Source organism: Curtobacterium sp. HSID17257 (assembly GCF_003989515.1).
Classification (GTDB): domain Bacteria; phylum Actinomycetota; class Actinomycetes; order Actinomycetales; family Microbacteriaceae; genus Curtobacterium.
In genome coordinates, this window is the sequence record NZ_RBLU01000015.1 from 21,428 (window position 1) to 37,468 (window position 16,041).

15 protein-coding genes are annotated in these 16,041 nt (G+C 70.0%); 12 read left to right on the forward strand and 3 right to left on the reverse strand.

Annotated elements, in window-relative coordinates:
- The first annotated feature begins 256 nt into the window (after window positions 1–256).
- The 7 genes from D8M35_RS04445 to D8M35_RS04475 all read left to right on the forward strand — a co-directional run bounded on the left by D8M35_RS04445 (window position 257) and on the right by D8M35_RS04475 (window position 8,045).
- Complete coding sequence (locus D8M35_RS04445; RefSeq protein ID WP_238638092.1) at window positions 257–1,696, forward strand: branched-chain amino acid ABC transporter permease; 1,440 nt, start codon at window positions 257–259, stop codon at window positions 1,694–1,696.
- A 12-nt stretch (window positions 1,697–1,708) separates the two neighbouring features.
- Window positions 1,709–2,695, forward strand: a complete 987-nt coding sequence (locus D8M35_RS04450; protein WP_126890762.1) for a branched-chain amino acid ABC transporter permease — start codon at window positions 1,709–1,711, stop codon at window positions 2,693–2,695.
- The gene (locus D8M35_RS04455) at window positions 2,688–3,617 is read left to right on the forward strand and encodes an ABC transporter ATP-binding protein (protein WP_126890763.1); all 930 of its coding nucleotides are present in this window, start codon (window positions 2,688–2,690) and stop codon (window positions 3,615–3,617) included. The genes D8M35_RS04450 and D8M35_RS04455 overlap by 8 nt, the downstream gene beginning before the upstream one ends.
- Window positions 3,614–4,408 (forward strand): ABC transporter ATP-binding protein, encoded by a 795-nt coding sequence (locus D8M35_RS04460; protein ID WP_126890764.1) that lies wholly within the window; start codon window positions 3,614–3,616, stop codon window positions 4,406–4,408. Before D8M35_RS04455 ends, D8M35_RS04460 begins: the two co-directional genes overlap by 4 nt.
- A 234-nt stretch (window positions 4,409–4,642) precedes the next feature.
- On the forward strand, window positions 4,643–4,828 hold the full coding sequence (locus D8M35_RS04465) for a hypothetical protein (protein ID WP_126890765.1): 186 nt from the start codon (window positions 4,643–4,645) through the stop codon (window positions 4,826–4,828).
- 76 nt (window positions 4,829–4,904) lie between these two features.
- The gene (locus tag D8M35_RS04470) at window positions 4,905–6,026 is read left to right on the forward strand and encodes a GuaB3 family IMP dehydrogenase-related protein (protein ID WP_126890766.1); all 1,122 of its coding nucleotides are present in this window, start codon (window positions 4,905–4,907) and stop codon (window positions 6,024–6,026) included.
- A gap of 90 nt (window positions 6,027–6,116) precedes the next feature.
- Window positions 6,117–8,045: a glycerol-3-phosphate dehydrogenase/oxidase gene (locus tag D8M35_RS04475; protein WP_126890767.1), complete on the forward strand. Its 1,929-nt coding sequence runs from the start codon at window positions 6,117–6,119 to the stop codon at window positions 8,043–8,045.
- Between the two features lie 99 nt (window positions 8,046–8,144).
- Here D8M35_RS04475 and D8M35_RS04480 read toward each other — a convergent pair whose 3' ends face one another.
- A complete protein-coding gene (locus D8M35_RS04480; protein WP_126890768.1) occupies window positions 8,145–8,663 on the reverse strand; it encodes a hypothetical protein in 519 nt (172 codons plus the stop codon).
- A gap of 74 nt (window positions 8,664–8,737) precedes the next feature.
- Here D8M35_RS04480 and D8M35_RS04485 point away from each other — a divergent pair, with 74 nt between their 5' ends.
- Genes D8M35_RS04485 through guaA form a run of 5 tightly spaced genes read left to right on the forward strand, consistent with a single transcriptional unit; the run spans window position 8,738 to window position 13,680 of the window.
- Entirely contained in the window at window positions 8,738–9,268 is a 531-nt protein-coding gene (locus D8M35_RS04485) for a cation:proton antiporter regulatory subunit (RefSeq protein ID WP_126890769.1), read from the forward strand.
- A 3-nt stretch (window positions 9,269–9,271) separates the two neighbouring features.
- Window positions 9,272–10,813, forward strand: coding sequence for a cation:proton antiporter (locus D8M35_RS04490; protein WP_126890770.1), 1,542 nt, complete (start codon window positions 9,272–9,274; stop codon window positions 10,811–10,813).
- A 5-nt stretch (window positions 10,814–10,818) separates the two neighbouring features.
- On the forward strand, window positions 10,819–11,631 hold the full coding sequence (locus D8M35_RS04495; RefSeq protein WP_126890771.1) for an SURF1 family cytochrome oxidase biogenesis protein: 813 nt from the start codon (window positions 10,819–10,821) through the stop codon (window positions 11,629–11,631).
- A gap of 10 nt (window positions 11,632–11,641) precedes the next feature.
- Window positions 11,642–12,088, forward strand: a complete 447-nt coding sequence (locus tag D8M35_RS04500; RefSeq protein WP_071292490.1) for a DUF3817 domain-containing protein — start codon at window positions 11,642–11,644, stop codon at window positions 12,086–12,088.
- On the forward strand, window positions 12,085–13,680 hold the full coding sequence (gene guaA / locus D8M35_RS04505; RefSeq protein WP_126890772.1) for a glutamine-hydrolyzing GMP synthase: 1,596 nt from the start codon (window positions 12,085–12,087) through the stop codon (window positions 13,678–13,680). Before D8M35_RS04500 ends, guaA begins: the two co-directional genes overlap by 4 nt.
- A gap of 380 nt (window positions 13,681–14,060) precedes the next feature.
- On the opposite strand, the gene D8M35_RS04510 is transcribed toward guaA, so the two are convergent.
- The gene (locus tag D8M35_RS04510; RefSeq protein ID WP_126890773.1) at window positions 14,061–14,936 is read right to left on the reverse strand and encodes a Bax inhibitor-1/YccA family protein; all 876 of its coding nucleotides are present in this window, start codon (window positions 14,934–14,936) and stop codon (window positions 14,061–14,063) included.
- Between the two features lie 36 nt (window positions 14,937–14,972).
- Window positions 14,973–16,028, reverse strand: a complete 1,056-nt coding sequence (locus D8M35_RS04515) for a DUF817 domain-containing protein (RefSeq protein ID WP_126890774.1) — start codon at window positions 16,026–16,028, stop codon at window positions 14,973–14,975.
- Window positions 16,029–16,041: the final 13 nt, after the last annotated feature.

Consider the following 16,041-nt stretch of genomic DNA (forward strand, 5'->3'; position numbering starts at 1 on the left):
GCCATGGTAACGCGCGCGGTACTCGCGCCATTCCGCTGTCCCCCGGTCGCCGGAGCACGGCAGACGCCGCGCGCGGGCCGAGACCGGTCCACGGACTCGTTCCTGAGAGTCCTGTACCGGCCGGACGGGCGGATTCATGCGGATCCACGGGGTGTCGGTCACGAATGCAGCACGATTTGTGCAGGAGACGTGCTGGAAACACGGGGGACACAAAAAATCCCTATGGTCCTCGACTATCCGAACGAGAGGCTCATCCGTGGGTTCCATCACTCCGCCGGGGTCAGCGCTCATGCGCCGGCTCCGCCGTGGGGCACCAGACCGCCGCAAGCGTCTGGTCCTCGCCGCAGTACTCTTCCTCGCTTTCCTCGCCACCTTCGCGGTCGACTGGGCAGTGTCGCCCGCGGCCGACGCGGCGACGAGCAGTCCCGCCGCCAGCAGCCGCCCGAGCACCGGCAGCAGCGCGTCGACGTCCGACGGCCCCTGCACCGTCAGTCCGACGAACGGCTGCATCCGGGGCACCATCCTCGACTCCGAGCGGAAGCCCGCGACCGGGGTCGACGTCGACGTCGCGGGACCCGGCGGGTTCGCCCAGACCGCGACCACCGACGACTCCGGCCGCTGGTCCGTCTCGGTCACGACGGCGGGGCAGTACACCGTCAGCGTCGACCAGGGCTCGCTGCCGAAGGGGCAGTACCTGACCAACGCCGCCGACGCCGAGCGCAAGGTGAACGCGACGCTGAACGCCAACGTCGGGCAGATCTTCCAGCTGTCCGACCAGCAGGGCGCCACCACCAGCGACGACACGAGCAGCGTCAGCGCCGCGCGAGCCTGGCAGCAGCTCGCATCGGGCATCCGACTCGGGCTCCTCATCGCCCTGGCCTCGGTCGGCCTCTCGCTCATCTACGGCACGACGGGCCTGTCGAGCTTCTCGCACGGTGAGCAGGTGACGCTCGGCGGTCTCCTCGCCTACGTCTTCGCGAACCAGCTCGGGTGGAACATCTGGGTCACCGGCATCGTCGTCACGCTGTTGTGCGCGGCCACCGGGTACCTGCAGGACGCCGCGATCTGGAGGCCGCTGCGCCGCCGCCGGATCAGCCTCACCCAGCTCATGATCGTGACGATCGGCCTGTCGATCGCCGCGCAGTACGCGTTCCAGTACTTCTTCGGTGCCTCGACCGTCCGCATCCAGCAGGGCAACCCCGAGACGGTGACCTTCGCCGGCCTCACGCTGACGGTGCAGTCCTACGTCGCGATGGGCATCGCGCTCGTCGTGCTCGTCGGTACCGGCCTGTTCCTCGCCAAGACCCGCTTCGGCCGTGCCACCCGCGCGGTGTCGGACAACCCGGCGCTCGCCGCGGCGTCCGGCATCGACGTCGACCGGGTCATCCGCTTCGTGTGGACGCTCGCCGCCGGCCTCGCGGGCCTGTCCGGCGTGATGCTCGGCCTGGTCCTCAACGGCGTGAACTGGCAGACCGGCCTCCAGCTGCTGCTGCTCATGTTCGCGTCCGTCACGCTCGGCGGTCTCGGCACCGCGTACGGCGCCCTCGTCGGCTCGATGATCATCGGCATCGTCGTCGAGCTCACGAACCTCGTGCTGCCGGGCGACTTCAAGTACGCCACGGCCCTCGTGATCCTCATCCTCATCCTGCTGTTCCGGCCGCAGGGCATCTTCGGTCGCGCCGAGCGCATCGGCTAAGGGAGCACCGACATGGACTACATCCTGAACCTGCTGTCGTCGCTGACGCAGGAGGCGCTCGCCCCCACCACGGCGGCGTTCGCCCTGGCCGCGATCGGCCTCAACGTGCACTTCGGCCTCACCGGTCTGATCAACATGGGCCAGGCGGCGTTCCTGCTGCTCGGTGCCTACGGCTTCGCGATCTCGATCACGAACGGGCTGCCCTTCGTCATGGCGGTGCTCGTCGCCCTGGCGGTCGCGATCGTCTTCGCGGTCATCCTCGGCATCCCGACCCTGCGGTTGCGTGGGGACTACCTGGCGATCGTGACGATCTCCGGTGCCGAGATCATCCGCATGGTCGGACGCTCCAGCCTGCTGACGGACACCACGGGAGGCTCGAACGGCATCGCCGGCTCGGCGTACCGCGACCCGTTCAACGCGCTCAGCCCGCTGCCCGACGGCACCACGAGCATCCTGTGGTTCACCTACTCGAACAACGGGGTCAACGGCTGGTGGATCCGCATCGCGGCCTGGGGCCTCGTGGCGCTCTTCACCCTCGTGCTCTTCCTGCTCATGCGCAGCCCGTGGGGTCGCGTCGTGAAGGCGATCCGCGAGGACGAGGACGCCGTCCGCTCCCTCGGCAAGAACGTCTACTCGTACAAGATGCAGGCGCTCGTCTTCGGTGGTGCGCTCGGTGCGCTCGCCGGGGTCATCTACGTGCTGCCGAGCTCCGTGCAGCCCGACGCCATGGGCCGCTCGATGACGTTCTTCATCTGGACCGCGCTGATCCTCGGCGGCGCCGCGACGGTGTTCGGCCCGGTGCTCGGGGCGATCCTGTTCTTCGTCGTGCGGCTCTTCGTCCGCACCCTCGCCGGGGACTTCATCCCCGACTCGATCATGAACGCACAGCAGGCGGAGCAGTTCTCCTACGTGCTCGTCGGCATCGCGCTCATGCTCCTCATCGTGTTCCGGCCACAGGGACTCCTGGGCAACAAGAAGGAGCTGTCGTTCAGTGTCTGAGACCTACACCCACACGAAGTCCGACCCGATCCTGACCGTCGACGGCGTCACCCGGCACTTCGGCGGCATGACCGCGGTCGACGTCGACCACCTCGAGGTGCAGCGCGGCACCATCACCGCGCTCATCGGTCCGAACGGCGCCGGCAAGACGACGTTCTTCAACCTGCTCACCGGCTTCGACAAGCCGAGCCCCGGTGCGACGACCCGCTTCAACGGCGACACGCTGCAGAAGACGAGTGCGACGCACATCGCGAACAAGGGCATGGTCCGCACGTTCCAGCTCACGAAGGCCCTGAGCCGGCTCACCGTGATGCAGAACATGCTGCTCGGTGCCCGCGACCAGCCGGGCGAGAACTTCTTCGTCGGCCTGGTCCCGGCGCTCTGGCGGAAGCGCGAGCGCGAGATCACGGCGAAGGCCGAGGACCTGCTCGCCCGCTTCAAGCTCCTCGAGAAGCAGGACGACTACGCCGGGTCGCTGTCCGGCGGCCAGCGCAAGCTCCTCGAGATGGCCCGTGCGCTCATGTCCGACCCGGCGATGATCATGCTCGACGAGCCGATGGCCGGCGTGAACCCGGCGCTGACGCAGTCGCTGCTCGGGCACATCCAGTCCCTGCGCGACGACGGCATGACCGTGCTCTTCGTCGAGCACGACATGCACATGGTCCGGCACATCTCGGACTGGGTCGTCGTGATGGCCGAGGGCAAGGTCGTCGCCGAGGGGCCGGCCGACACCGTGATGGACGACCGCGCCGTCATCGACGCGTACCTCGGTGCGCACCACGACACCGACCTGGGCGACGACTCGCTCCTCACCGAGGAGACCTACGAGGAGCTGGCCGAAGAGGTGGCCGAAGAGGAAGCAGCGGACGACCGCCCGAAGGCGGACGACCGCAAGCAGGACGAGCAGGAGGCGACCCGATGACCGACGCACCGAACGCAGCGGACGCGAGCCGCGCCTCCAGTCCGACCGCCACCGTCGAACCCGTCCTCACCGCGAAGAACCTGGTCGCCGGGTACCTGCCGGGCGTCAACATCCTCAACGGCTGCGACCTCGACTGCTACCCGGGCGAGCTGATCGGCATCATCGGCCCGAACGGCGCGGGCAAGTCGACGCTCCTCAAGGCGCTGTTCGGCCTGGTCTCCATCCGCGAGGGCTCGGTGTCCCTGCAGGGCGAGGACATCACGAACCTCAAGGCGAACAAGCTCGTGCAGGCCGGCGTCGGCTTCGTGCCGCAGACGAACAACGTGTTCCCCTCGCTCTCGATCGAGGAGAACCTGCAGATGGGCCTGTACCTGCGTCCGAAGAAGTTCGCCGAGCGGCTCGAGGTCATCTACGACCTGTTCCCGGTCCTCGGCCAGCGGCGCACCCAGCGGGCGGGCTCCCTGTCCGGTGGTGAGCGGCAGTCGGTCGCGATGGCCCGGGCGCTGATGATGGACCCGAAGGTGCTGCTGCTCGACGAGCCCTCCGCGGGTCTGTCGCCGGTGCGCCAGGACGAGACCTTCATCCGCACGCGCCGGATCAACAAGGCCGGGGTGTCGATCATCATGGTCGAGCAGAACGCACGGCGTTGTCTGCAGATCTGCGATCGTGGGTACGTGCTCGACCAGGGGAGGAACGCGTACTCGGGCACCGGGCGTGAGCTCGCCGACGATCCGAAGGTCATCGAGCTCTACCTGGGGACGCTCGCCAAGGACGTCGACTCCGCTCGCTGAGCGGGGTCGACCCGCGGGTACTGCTGTGGGGGTGGTACCCGCACCCCGACGGGGCCGCGCTGGCTGCTGATGCGCCGCGCGGCCCCGTCCTCGTGCCGACGCCGAGGCCGAGGCCGAGGCCGGCGTCTCGCGTCGCACGCGCATCCACATCCGGCCGGGAGGCACGCCCCGCCCCCGCCCCGCCGCACCCGTCCCGACACCCCGGCTCCCCGCCCGTCGGCTACCGTGACGCAGGTGCGCACCTCCGGCCCCCTCGTGCTCGACGCCCTCGTCTGGGTCGTCTTCGCCGTGCTCTTCGTCGGCGCCGCACTGCTGGTGAAGGTCGCAGCAGCCCTGCTCGCGGTCCTCGTCGTGCTCGCGCTCCTGCTCGGCCTGGTCCTGCGGGCGCTGCGGAAGCGACGGGCACGACCCCGACGCTGACCGAGGCCGCTGCGCCGTGCACCGAATGCACCGTCCACCCGTCCCACTCCGGGACCCCGCCCGCTAGGCTTGCCCGGTGACTGAAGTCGAGATCGGTGCAGGCAAGCGCGGCCGTCGGGCCTACGCGTTCGACGACATCGCGGTGGTCCCCTCGCGGCGCACCCGCGACCCGCACGACGTGAGCGTGCAGTGGTCGATCGACGCGTTCACCTTCGCGTCGCCGATCCTCTCGGCGCCGATGGACTCGGTGTCCTCGCCGGCGACGGTCATCCAGATGGGCGAGCTCGGGATCCTGGGCGTGCTCGACCTCGAGGGCCTGTGGACCCGGTACGAGGACCCGACGCCGTACTACGAGGAGATCAAGACCCTCACGGACGGCAACGTCACGAAGCGCATGCAGGAGATCTACTCCGAGCCGGTCAAGGCCGAGCTGATCACCGCGCGCCTGGCCGAGATCCGTGCCGCCGGGGTGCCGGTCGCCGGGTCGCTCAGCCCGCAGCGCACGCAGGAGTTCTCGCAGACGGTCGTCGACGCCGGTGTCGACCTGTTCGTCATCCGCGGCACGACGGTCTCGGCGGAGCACGTCTCCCAGAACCAGGAGCCGCTCAACCTCAAGAAGTTCATCTACGAGCTCGACGTCCCGGTCATCGTGGGCGGTGCCTCGACGTACACGTCGGCGCTGCACCTCATGCGCACCGGTGCTGCGGGCGTGCTCGTCGGCTTCGGTGGCGGTGCGGCCTCGACGACCCGCGCCGCCCTGGGCATCCACGCGCCGATGGCGACCGCGGTGGCCGACGTCGCCGGCGCCCGACGCGACTACATGGACGAGTCCGGCGGCCGCTACGTGCACGTCATCGCGGACGGCGGGCTCGACACCGCCGGCGACATCGTCAAGGCGATCGCCGTCGGTGCCGACGCGGTCATGCTCGGCACCGCGCTGGCCCGCGCGACCGAGGCCCCGGGCGGTGGCTTCCACTGGGGTGCCGAAGCGCACCACTCCGAGCTGCCCCGCGGCCGTCGTGTCGAGGTCGGCCAGATCGCCCCGCTCGAGAACGTGCTGAACGGCCCGACCCCGTCGTGGGACGGCCGCGCGAACCTGGTCGGTGCGCTCCGTCGGTCGATGGCCACCACCGGATACTCCGACGTCAAGGAGTTCCAGCGAGTAGAAGTGGTCGTGGCGCCGTACCACCAGCAGTGACGGTGGCACCCGTGCTCCCGCACGGGTGACGCCTCGGCGCTCCCGTGCGCGGAGGCCGGCTCCGTGCGCGCAACCCGCACGGAGGCGACGATGGCCAAGCCAGCCAGCAGCACCACGCAGACCAGCACGGACGCGACGACCGCAGGTGCCGAGAGCACCGTCGAGGGCGCCCAGCGTGCCGCGGCACCCAGCGCGAGCGTCGGCTTCGACCCGTCCACGAAGCTCGGACCCGAGGAACGTGCCGCGACGATCGAGGCGCTGAAGACCAAGGAGCTCGACGTCCTGGTCGTCGGCGGCGGCATCGTCGGCGGCGGCAGTGCGCTCGACGCGGTCACCCGCGGCCTGAGCGTCGGCATCGTCGAGGCCCGCGACTGGGGTTCGGGCACGTCGAGCCGCTCGTCGAAGCTCGTGCACGGTGGCATCCGCTACCTCGAGCAGCTGAACTTCGCACTCGTCCGCGAAGCCCTGATCGAACGCGGTCTGCTGCTGCAGCGGATCGCCCCGCACCTGGTGAAGCCCGTGCGCTTCCTCTACCCGCTCAACCACCGCGTGTGGGAGCGCTTCTACATCGGCATCGGCATGGCGATGTACGACGTCTTCAGCTGGTCCGGTGGTCGTCCGCCCGGGGTCCCGCACCACCGGCACCTCAGCCGCAAGCAGGTCCTGAAGAACATGCCGGGCCTGAAGAAGGACGCCTTCGTCGGCGGCATGACGTACTACGACGCCCAGGTCGACGACGCCCGCTACGTCGCCTCGCTCGTCCGCACGGCCGCGTCGTACGGCGCGCACGCGGCGAGCCGGGTCCGCATCGAGGGGTTCATCAAGGTCGGGGAGCGGGTCGTCGGGGCGCACGCGCACGACATCCAGACGGGCGAGAAGTTCGACATCCGGGCGAAGCAGGTCGTGAACGCGACCGGCGTCTGGACCGACGACACCCAGGCGATGGTCGGCACCCGTGGGCAGTTCAAGGTGCGGGCGTCGAAGGGCGTGCACCTCGTCATCCCCCGCGACCGCTTCCAGTCGAACACCGGCATGATCCTCCGCACCGAGAAGAGCGTGCTCTTCGTCATCCCGTGGGGCCGGCACTGGCTCGTCGGCACGACGGACACCGACTGGAACCTCGACAAGGCCCACCCGGCGGCGACCGCGGCGGACATCGACTACATCCTCGAGCACGTCAACAAGGTGCTCGCCGTGCCGCTCACCCGCGAGGACGTCGAGGGCGTCTACGCCGGTCTCCGACCGCTGCTCGCGGGTGAGTCCGACCAGACGTCGCAGCTCAGCCGTGAGCACGTCGTCGCGCACACCGCCCCGGGACTCGTCGTGGTCGCGGGCGGCAAGTGGACGACCTACCGCGTGATGGGCAAGGACGCCATCGACGAGGCCGTCGCCGCGATGGACGGCAAGATCCCGGCGTCGACGACCGAGGACATCCCGCTGGTCGGCGCCGAGGGCTACCCGGCTGCGTGGAACCGTCGGGCCCGCACCGCGCGGCAGTTCGGCGTGCACAAGGTGCGGATCGAGCACCTGCTGAACCGGTACGGCACGCAGGCCACCGAGGTGCTGCAGCTCGTCGAGCAGGACCCGTCGCTCGCCGAGCCCCTGCCGCAGGCCGACGACTACATCGGCGCCGAGGTCGTCTACGCGGCCTCGCACGAGGGTGCCCTGCACCTGGAGGACGTCCTCGCGCGCCGCACCCGCATCTCGATCGAGGCGTGGGACCGCGGTGAGGAGGCGGCTCCGGTCGCCGCGAAGCTCATGGCGGGTGTGCTCGGGTGGGACCAGGAGACGACCGAGCACGAGGTGTCGAACTACCTGAAGCGCGTCGCCGCCGAGCGCGAGTCGCAGCTGCAGCCCGACGACGAGTCGGCCGACCGGGTGCGTCTCGAGGCGCCGGACATCGCGTTCGGCTTCGACGAGGACGACGTCGTCGTCGGCGGTGGCCGCTCGAGCGGCGCCGAGGGCGCGAAGGCGACCGACGAGCAGGTCGAGGGCGAGAAGACGAGCGAACCGCGGTAGGCCACCGGACGGGAGGCGCTTGGCGGCCCCGCCCCGCGCCTCCCGTCCGTCACGTCCCGCTCTTCCCGCAAGACGCAACCTCGGCGGTTCCTCGCAGCGCTACTCCGCTGCGAGCTGTCGCTGACGTTGCGTGTTGCGGGTCCGGACGGCCGTGACGGCGAGGACGACCGGGATCGCGACGAACGCCGCGAGGCTCGTCAGGTACAGCACGCCTGCCCAGATCGTGTGCGCGCCCCCGCCCGTCGGGAACGTGTCGGCGACGTCCATGCCGAGCCAGAAGCCCGACTGGAAGGTCGCGAGCGCACCCGCCGCGAGGACGCCGAGGTGCATCACCGCGACCACCGTCGCGGGCAGTCGCGCCGCGAGTCCGACGACCGCCGCGACGATCGCCAGGACCACCCCGATCGACGCCACGACCACGACGCCACGGACGTCGCCGGCGACGGACATCCCCGCAGCCTCGATGCGCTCGTGGATCTGCGGCAGGGTCGCCCCGGGCACCGCCGCGAGCGGATCGAGCACGAGCGCGTTGACGGCCAGCAGCGCCGCGTACGCCGCGACGACCACCACCCCGACGACGGCGACGACGATGCGGACGGCCCCCCGTGTGTTCCCCATCGCACGACCGTAGCGTGCGGAATGGCCCGGGCGCCCCGGTGGTTATCATCGGGGTACTCACCAAGGGAGCCATCATGGTCGACGTCCATCGCGTCAAACTCCCCGGAGTCGGCGTGCTGCACAGCTTCTACACCGACGACGGTGGCAAGTGCGGTGTCATCACGCACCGGTCGGGGCACTCCGACCTCATCTCGTTCGCGGACGTCTCGGACGGCGCGGACAAGTCCGAGAAGGTCTCGCTGCGTCTCAGCGAGGACGAGGCGCACACGCTCGCCGAACTGCTCGGCGGCACCCGGATCACCGAGGGCCTCGACAAGCTCGACGAGATCCCCGGCCTGTCGATCGACTGGTTCAGCGTCGACTACGAGGACGCCATCGCCGGCAAGCCCCTCGGCGACCTGCACGACTCGGGCTTCATCGGCCTGACCGTCGTCGCGGTCGTCCGTGGCGACAGCGCGAACCCCGCACCCTCGCCGGACTTCGTCGTGTTCCCCGGTGACACCATCGTCGTCGCCGGCGCTCCCGAGAAGGTCTCGAAGGCGTTCTCCTTCTACCGCAGCGGTCAGCTCGCGGCCGCGGCCGCCGAGGCGCCGCCCGGGAGCTAGCGGATGCACCTGGGTGGTGAGCTGCTGACCATCGGCGGCCTGTTCATCATCGCCTACGTCCTCGGACGCCTGGGCAAGACCATCGGCCTGCCCGCCATCCCGATCTACATGGTGGTCGGGCTCATCGCGAGCCCGCACACCCCGTGGATCGGCCTGAACGTCGAATCGCACACGATCGAGCTGATCGCGACGTTCGGACTCATCCTGCTGCTCTTCAACCTCGGGTTGGAGTTCGACCAGGAGGAGTTCTACGGCAACGCCGGGAAGCTCCTGGTCTCCGGCGGCACGTACGTCGCGATCAACATGGGCGTCGGCTTCGCCTTCGGGTTCTCGCTCGGCTGGGGCACCCGTGAAGCCCTGATCATCGCGGGCATGACGGCGACGTCGTCGAGTGCGATCGTGACGAAGCTGCTCATCGAGCTGCGACGTCTGGCGAACGACGAGACACCGATGATCCTCGGTGTCACCGTCATCGAGGACGTCTTCATCGCCATCTACCTGGCGATCGTCTCCGTCGTGCTCTCCGGTGACACGAACCTGTGGGCCGTGGTCGGCAAGCTCGGGCTCGCGTTCGGGTTCCTCGTGGTGATGTTCACGCTCGCCCGGTTCGCCGGCAAGTGGGTGTCGAAGATCTTCGCGACCCGCGACGACGAGCTGTTCACGGTCCTGTTCTTCGGCCTCGCCGTGATGTTCGGCGGCATCGGCGACCTGCTCGGCGTGACCGACGCGATCGGTGCGTTCGTGATCGGCCTGCTCTGCGGTGCGACCCGCTACCGGGACCGCATCGAGCAGCTCGCCCTCCCGATGCGTGACGTGTTCGCCGCGTTCTTCTTCGTGAACTTCGGCCTCGGGCTCGACCTGTCGACCTTCGGTGAGGTGCTCTGGCCCGTCCTCGGCGCGATCGGCATGACGGTCGTGTTGAACGCCGTCGCGGGGCAGCTCGTGGCCCGCATGAACGGGTTCAACGTCCAGCAGGGCATCAACACCGCGGTCATCCTGGTGAACCGGGGCGAGTTCGCGCTCATCCTCGCGACGCTGTCGGCTGCCGCCGGCCTGGAGGCGCGGATCACCGCCTTCGCGGGCCTCTACGTCCTCGTGATGGCCGTCCTGGGTCCGCTGCTCGCCGTGAACTCGGACCGGATCGGCCGCCTCGTGGTGCGACCGGCCCGGGTGGCGCGGCTGCGCCAGCGCCTGCGCGCGCGGCTCGGTCGTCGCCCGGGTCGTCCGGGTGCGGCTGGTGCTGCCGGCGCTGCCGGCCCTGTCGGCGCTGCAGGTGTCGGGATCCCGGCCGGACCGGCCCTCGACGAGGCGATCGACACCGCCGCCGAGGCCGCCGTCGCCGACCAGGACGCCGCGGCTGCGGCTCGACGGGCCGAGCGCGACCGGCAGTTCGCCGAGGAGTTCGCCCTCGTGGAGGCTGCGGGCAGGGAAGAGCGCGAGAATGGGTCACCGGAGCCGACGACGAGCGAACCCGTGACGTCGCCGGTCGACGTCCCTGCCGAGCGCCCGAAGCGCCCGGTCCGCCAGCGCGATCCGGAGTACTGATACAGATGTGGGCCGTAGCCCGACGACCGAGGTGGATCGCACTGCTCCTGCTGGCGCTCGTGCTCGCGGGGGTCTTCGCAGGCCTCGGCAAGTGGCAGCTCGAGCGGAGCATCGCGAACGGCAAGCCCCTGCCGGCCACGACCGAGACCCGCAAGGCACTCGACGACGTCACCGAGCCCGGGCGCGCGGCGTCCGAGAACATCGCCGGGCAGCGGATCACCGTGACCGGGACGTTCGTCGCGGGTGACACGACGATCCTGACCGGGCGGTCCGGCGGCGGCACCTACCAGGCGATCGGGCACCTCGTCGACACCGGTACCGGCGCGAGCCTGCCGGTGGTCATCGGCTGGTCGGACGAGCGGCGACAGGCCGAAGCGGGGGGCGAGCGCCTGACCGACGGCCAGGAGCTCACGGTGCAGGGCCGCTACTACCCGGCGGAGTCCCCGGACCAGGACGCCTACAGCACGGGCGAGTACTCGGCGGTGGCGCCGGCCCGGTTCGTGAACACCTGGAAGGCCTTCGACGACCGGATGTACATCGGGTACGTCGTCGCCGACGGCACCACGGCGAAGGCCGCCGACCTCGGCACCATCGCCGACCGTGCCCCGACGCGCGAGGTCCGCTTCGACTGGCTCAACCTCTTCTACGCGATCGAGTGGGTCGTCTTCGCCGGGTTCGCCGTGTTCCTCTGGTACCGGTTCGTGAAGGACGCCTGGGAGCGCGAGCAGGAGGACGCCCGCGAGGCTGCCGCCGCCACGGACACCGACGCAGCCGGGGGCACGGGGGAGCCCGCCGAGCCCGCTCCGGCGCGACGGTAGGATCGACTGCATGGCCCTGACCGTCCGCACGCGTGACATCCCGAAGATCCCGGGCGCGGTGAAGTGGTACCGCGTCTCCGCGTACATCACCGGCGTGCTGCTGCTCGCGCTGGTGATCGAGGTCATCATCAAGTACACGCCGCTGCAGCTCGAGATGCAGCTCGGCAACGGCCCGTTCTTCGTGCCGAACGGCACCGCGGGCGAAGCACCCGGCACGTTCAACCTGTCGATCGCGATCCTCATCGCGCACGGCTGGCTCTACGTGCTGTACCTGTTCACGGACTTCCGCCTGTGGAGCATCATGCGCTGGAGGCCGTCGCGCTTCCTGCTCATCGCCCTCGGCGGCATCATCCCGTTCATGTCCTTCGTGGTCGAGCACCGCATGCAGCAGAAGGCCATGGACACCTACCACGAGCTGACCGCTGCCCAGCAGCGTGAGAAGGAGGCCGCTCGGTGAGCGAGACCGAACAGCGCCCCGTCCTGGTCGTCGACTTCGGCGCCCAGTACGCCCAGCTGATCGCACGGCGTGTGCGTGAGGCGAACGTCTACAGCGAGATCGTCCCGCACTCGATCACGGCGGACGAGGTCCGCGAGAAGGACCCGGCGGCGATCGTGCTGTCCGGTGGCCCGTCGTCCGTGTACGAGGACGGTGCCCCGTCGCTCGACGGCGAGATCCTCGACCTCGGTGTCCCCGTGCTCGGCATCTGCTACGGCTTCCAGGCCATGGCGAAGTCGCTCGGCGGCGAGGTCGCGCACACCGGTCTCCGCGAGTACGGCGCCACCGACGTGACCGTCTCCGGCACCGACAGCGTGCTGCTCGGCGACCAGCCGGAGTCCCAGGTCACCTGGATGTCGCACGGCGACTCCGTGGCGAAGGCCCCCGAGGGCTTCGAGGTCCTCGCGTCGAGCGCCTCGACCCCGGTCGCCGCGTTCGCCTCCGACGAGCGCAAGCTCTACGGCGTGCAGTGGCACCCCGAGGTGAAGCACTCGGCCTACGGCCAGGCCGTGCTCGAGAACTTCCTGCACCGCGCCGCGGGGCTCCCCGGCGACTGGAACTCCGCGAACGTCATCGAGGAGCAGGTCGAGCGGATCCGCGCACAGGTGGGCTCCGCACGGGTCATCGCCGGACTCTCCGGCGGTGTCGACTCCGCCGTCGCCGCAGCCCTGGTGCACAAGGCCGTCGGCGACCAGCTGACGTGCGTCTTCGTCGACCACGGGCTCCTGCGCGCCGACGAGCGCAAGCAGGTCGAGGAGGACTACGTCGCCTCGACCGGTGTCCGCCTGATCACGGTCGACGCGGAGCAGCAGTTCCTCGACGCCCTCGCCGGTGTCAGCGACCCCGAGCAGAAGCGCAAGATCATCGGGCGCGAGTTCATCCGCACGTTCGAGGCGGCGGCCGAGGCCCTCGTGCTCGAGGCCCGCGCGGACGCAGCGGCCTCGGACTCGGACGCGGGTGAGGTCAAGTTCCTCGTCCAGGGCACGCTGTACCCGGACGTCGTCGAGTCCGGCGGTGGTTCCGGCACGGCGAACATCAAGTCGCACCACAACGTCGGCGGTCTGCCCGAGGACATGACGTTCGAGCTCGTCGAGCCGCTGCGCACCCTGTTCAAGGACGAGGTCCGTGCCGTCGGTCGCGAGCTCGGGCTGCCCGAGGTCATCGTCGGTCGCCAGCCGTTCCCCGGCCCGGGCCTCGGCATCCGCATCGTCGGCGAGGTCACGAAGGACCGCCTCGAGCTGCTCCGTGCGGCGGACAAGATCGCACGCGAGGAACTCACCGCGGCCGGCCTCGACGAGGAGATCTGGCAGTGCCCGGTCGTCCTGCTCGCCGACGTCCGCTCCGTGGGCGTCCAGGGCGACGGCCGCACCTACGGCCACCCGATCGTGCTCCGTCCGGTCTCCTCCGAGGACGCCATGACGGCCGACTGGACGCGCCTGCCGTACGACACCCTGGCGAAGATCTCGAACCGCATCACGAACGAGGTCCCCGACGTGAACCGCGTCGTGCTCGACGTCACGAGCAAGCCGCCGGGGACGATCGAGTGGGAGTAGTCACTCCCTGACGCCCGAGGGCCCGGTACGCACTGCGTGCCGGGCCCTCGTCGCGTCCGTGCCTTCCCCGACCCGGGCGGCGCCGTCGAGCGTGCAGGACATGCCGCGTGCGGTTCGTCGAGCGGGCGGTTCCCGTCGCCGAGTCGCGTCGAGCGTGACAGATCTGGCCCGCTCGTCCGGTCGGGCGGCCGCCGTACTCGAGCGTGCAGGACATGCCGCGTGCGGTCCGTCGAGCGGGCGTGTTCCGTCGCCGGAGCGTGCCGAGCGTGACAGATCTGGCCCGCTCAGGGCCGGCGGGCAGGGCCGGCAGGGCCCAGTTGTCCCGGGACGACGAAGGGCCCCGGCGTGTGCCGGGGCCCTTCGGGTCGATCAGGTGGGGACTAGTCGCGGCTGCTCGCCAGGATCGCCAGGATGCGCAGGATCTCGATGTACAGCCACACCAGGGTGACGATGAGACCGAACGCTGCGGTCCAGGCGTAGATGCGCGGAGCACCGCGCTGGACGCCGGTCTTGATCTGGTCGAAGTCGAGGACCAGCGAGTACGCCGCCATGATCACGACGAAGATGCCGATCAGGACACCCCACGGGATGCCGAACAGGAAGCTCGGCTCGCTGCGGAGACCGAACGAGCCCGAGGTCACGCCGGTGAACTGCAGGACGATGTTCACGAGCGAGAAGACCAGGTACCCGACCATCGCGATGAGGAAGAACCGGGTCGCCTTCGGCGTCGCACGGACCTTGCCGCTCGAGAAGAGCAGCAGCGTGACGGCGAAGACACCGAGCGTGCCGAACACCGCCTGCGCGACGATGCCGTCCGAGACGGTGTTGAACGCCGCCGAGATGCCGCCGACGAACAGGCCCTCGAAGAACGCGTACGCCAGCACGAGACCCGGCGACGGCTTCTTCTTGAACGTGTTGACGAGCGCGAGCACGAAGCCGACGATCGCGCCGACGATCCAGACGATCGGCGGCAGGTTCCAGCCGGCGACGGCGCCGACGAGGAGCACGCCGAACGCGAGGAGCGTCTTGACGATGGTGTCCTCGTACGACATGCGGTCGGTGTCGACCGGGCTCGCCGTCGGGCGGTCGTACATGTACTGCAGCTGCTCGGGCGTCATGCCGCCCTGCTGCGGGTACTGCCCCTGCTGTGGGGTGCGTCCCCAGCCCGCCTGCTGCTGACCAGCGCCGGCGCCCCAGGCGTTGCGGCCCTGGTCGTTGAAGGCGGGGGACTGGTCGAAACCGGGCTTGAAGGCCATGGTGTCCTCTTCCTTGGAGATTCGAGTCCTCTCAGCCTAGGGGCGCTTCGTCGCGGAAGGCTGAGGATTCGCGGCGAGCGGAAGCGAGCCCGACGGGCCCGACAGCTGAACACTATGGGGGTGGTCTGCGTGCGCGCCCCGAGGTCGTCGTGAACCAGCCGACCGCCGGACGGCCGCCGGCGGGGCGGCGGTGGGTCGTGCCTCCAGGCCGGGTCGATCCCGAGCGGTCGGGTCGGCAGGAGCCGACCGCACCTGCGGGTACAGCCACGCGACGAGCGCGACCGAGATCACCATGAGGAGCAGCCAGGCCACGATCTTGGTGGGGGCGACCGGCTCCCAGCCCGCCGCCTGGTCCGGGTAGGCCCACGCCCCGGCCCACGTCGCGACGTCCTCCGCGAGCCAGATGAACACCGCGACCAGGGCCATCGCCAGCAGGACGGGCATCCGCAGCGTCGCGCGGTGCACCCGGACGTGCATCGTCGTCCGTGCGAAGAGCACCACGACCAGGGCGAGCAGCACGTACCGCGCGTCCCACACGAAGTGGTGGCCGAAGAAGTTCGCGTAGATGCCGGCGGCGACGACGACCAGGAGCCACTGCCGCGGCCACCGGTCGAAGTGCAGGTCGAAGAGCCGGACGACCCGGACCATGTACGACCCAACGGCGCCGTACATGAACCCCGAGAAGAGCGGGACGCCGGCGACCACGAGCCAGCCGTCGCTGCCGTACTGCCACGAGCCGACGTGGGTCTTGAAGACCTCCATGACGGTGCCGACCACGTGGAAGACCAGAACCACCCGGAGCTCCCGCACGGTCTCGAGGCCGAACACGAGCATGCCGACCTGGATCGCCGCGGCGGCCACCGTCAGCACGTCGTTCCGGGCGCCGGGCGGCACGGTCAGGTGCACGACCACCATCGTCGCGAGCAGCAGGGCTCCGAACGTGCACGCCCACGCCTGCTTCGCCCCGAACACCAGGAACTCGGTGACGGCGAGACGCACCGGGCGGTGTGGCTGGTGCCCGGCGTCGAGCAGGCGGCGGGCCGCGCGGTCGATGCGTGCCTCGACGGCGGTGGACAGGTGTCGGACGGTCACGGAGCGACCCTCC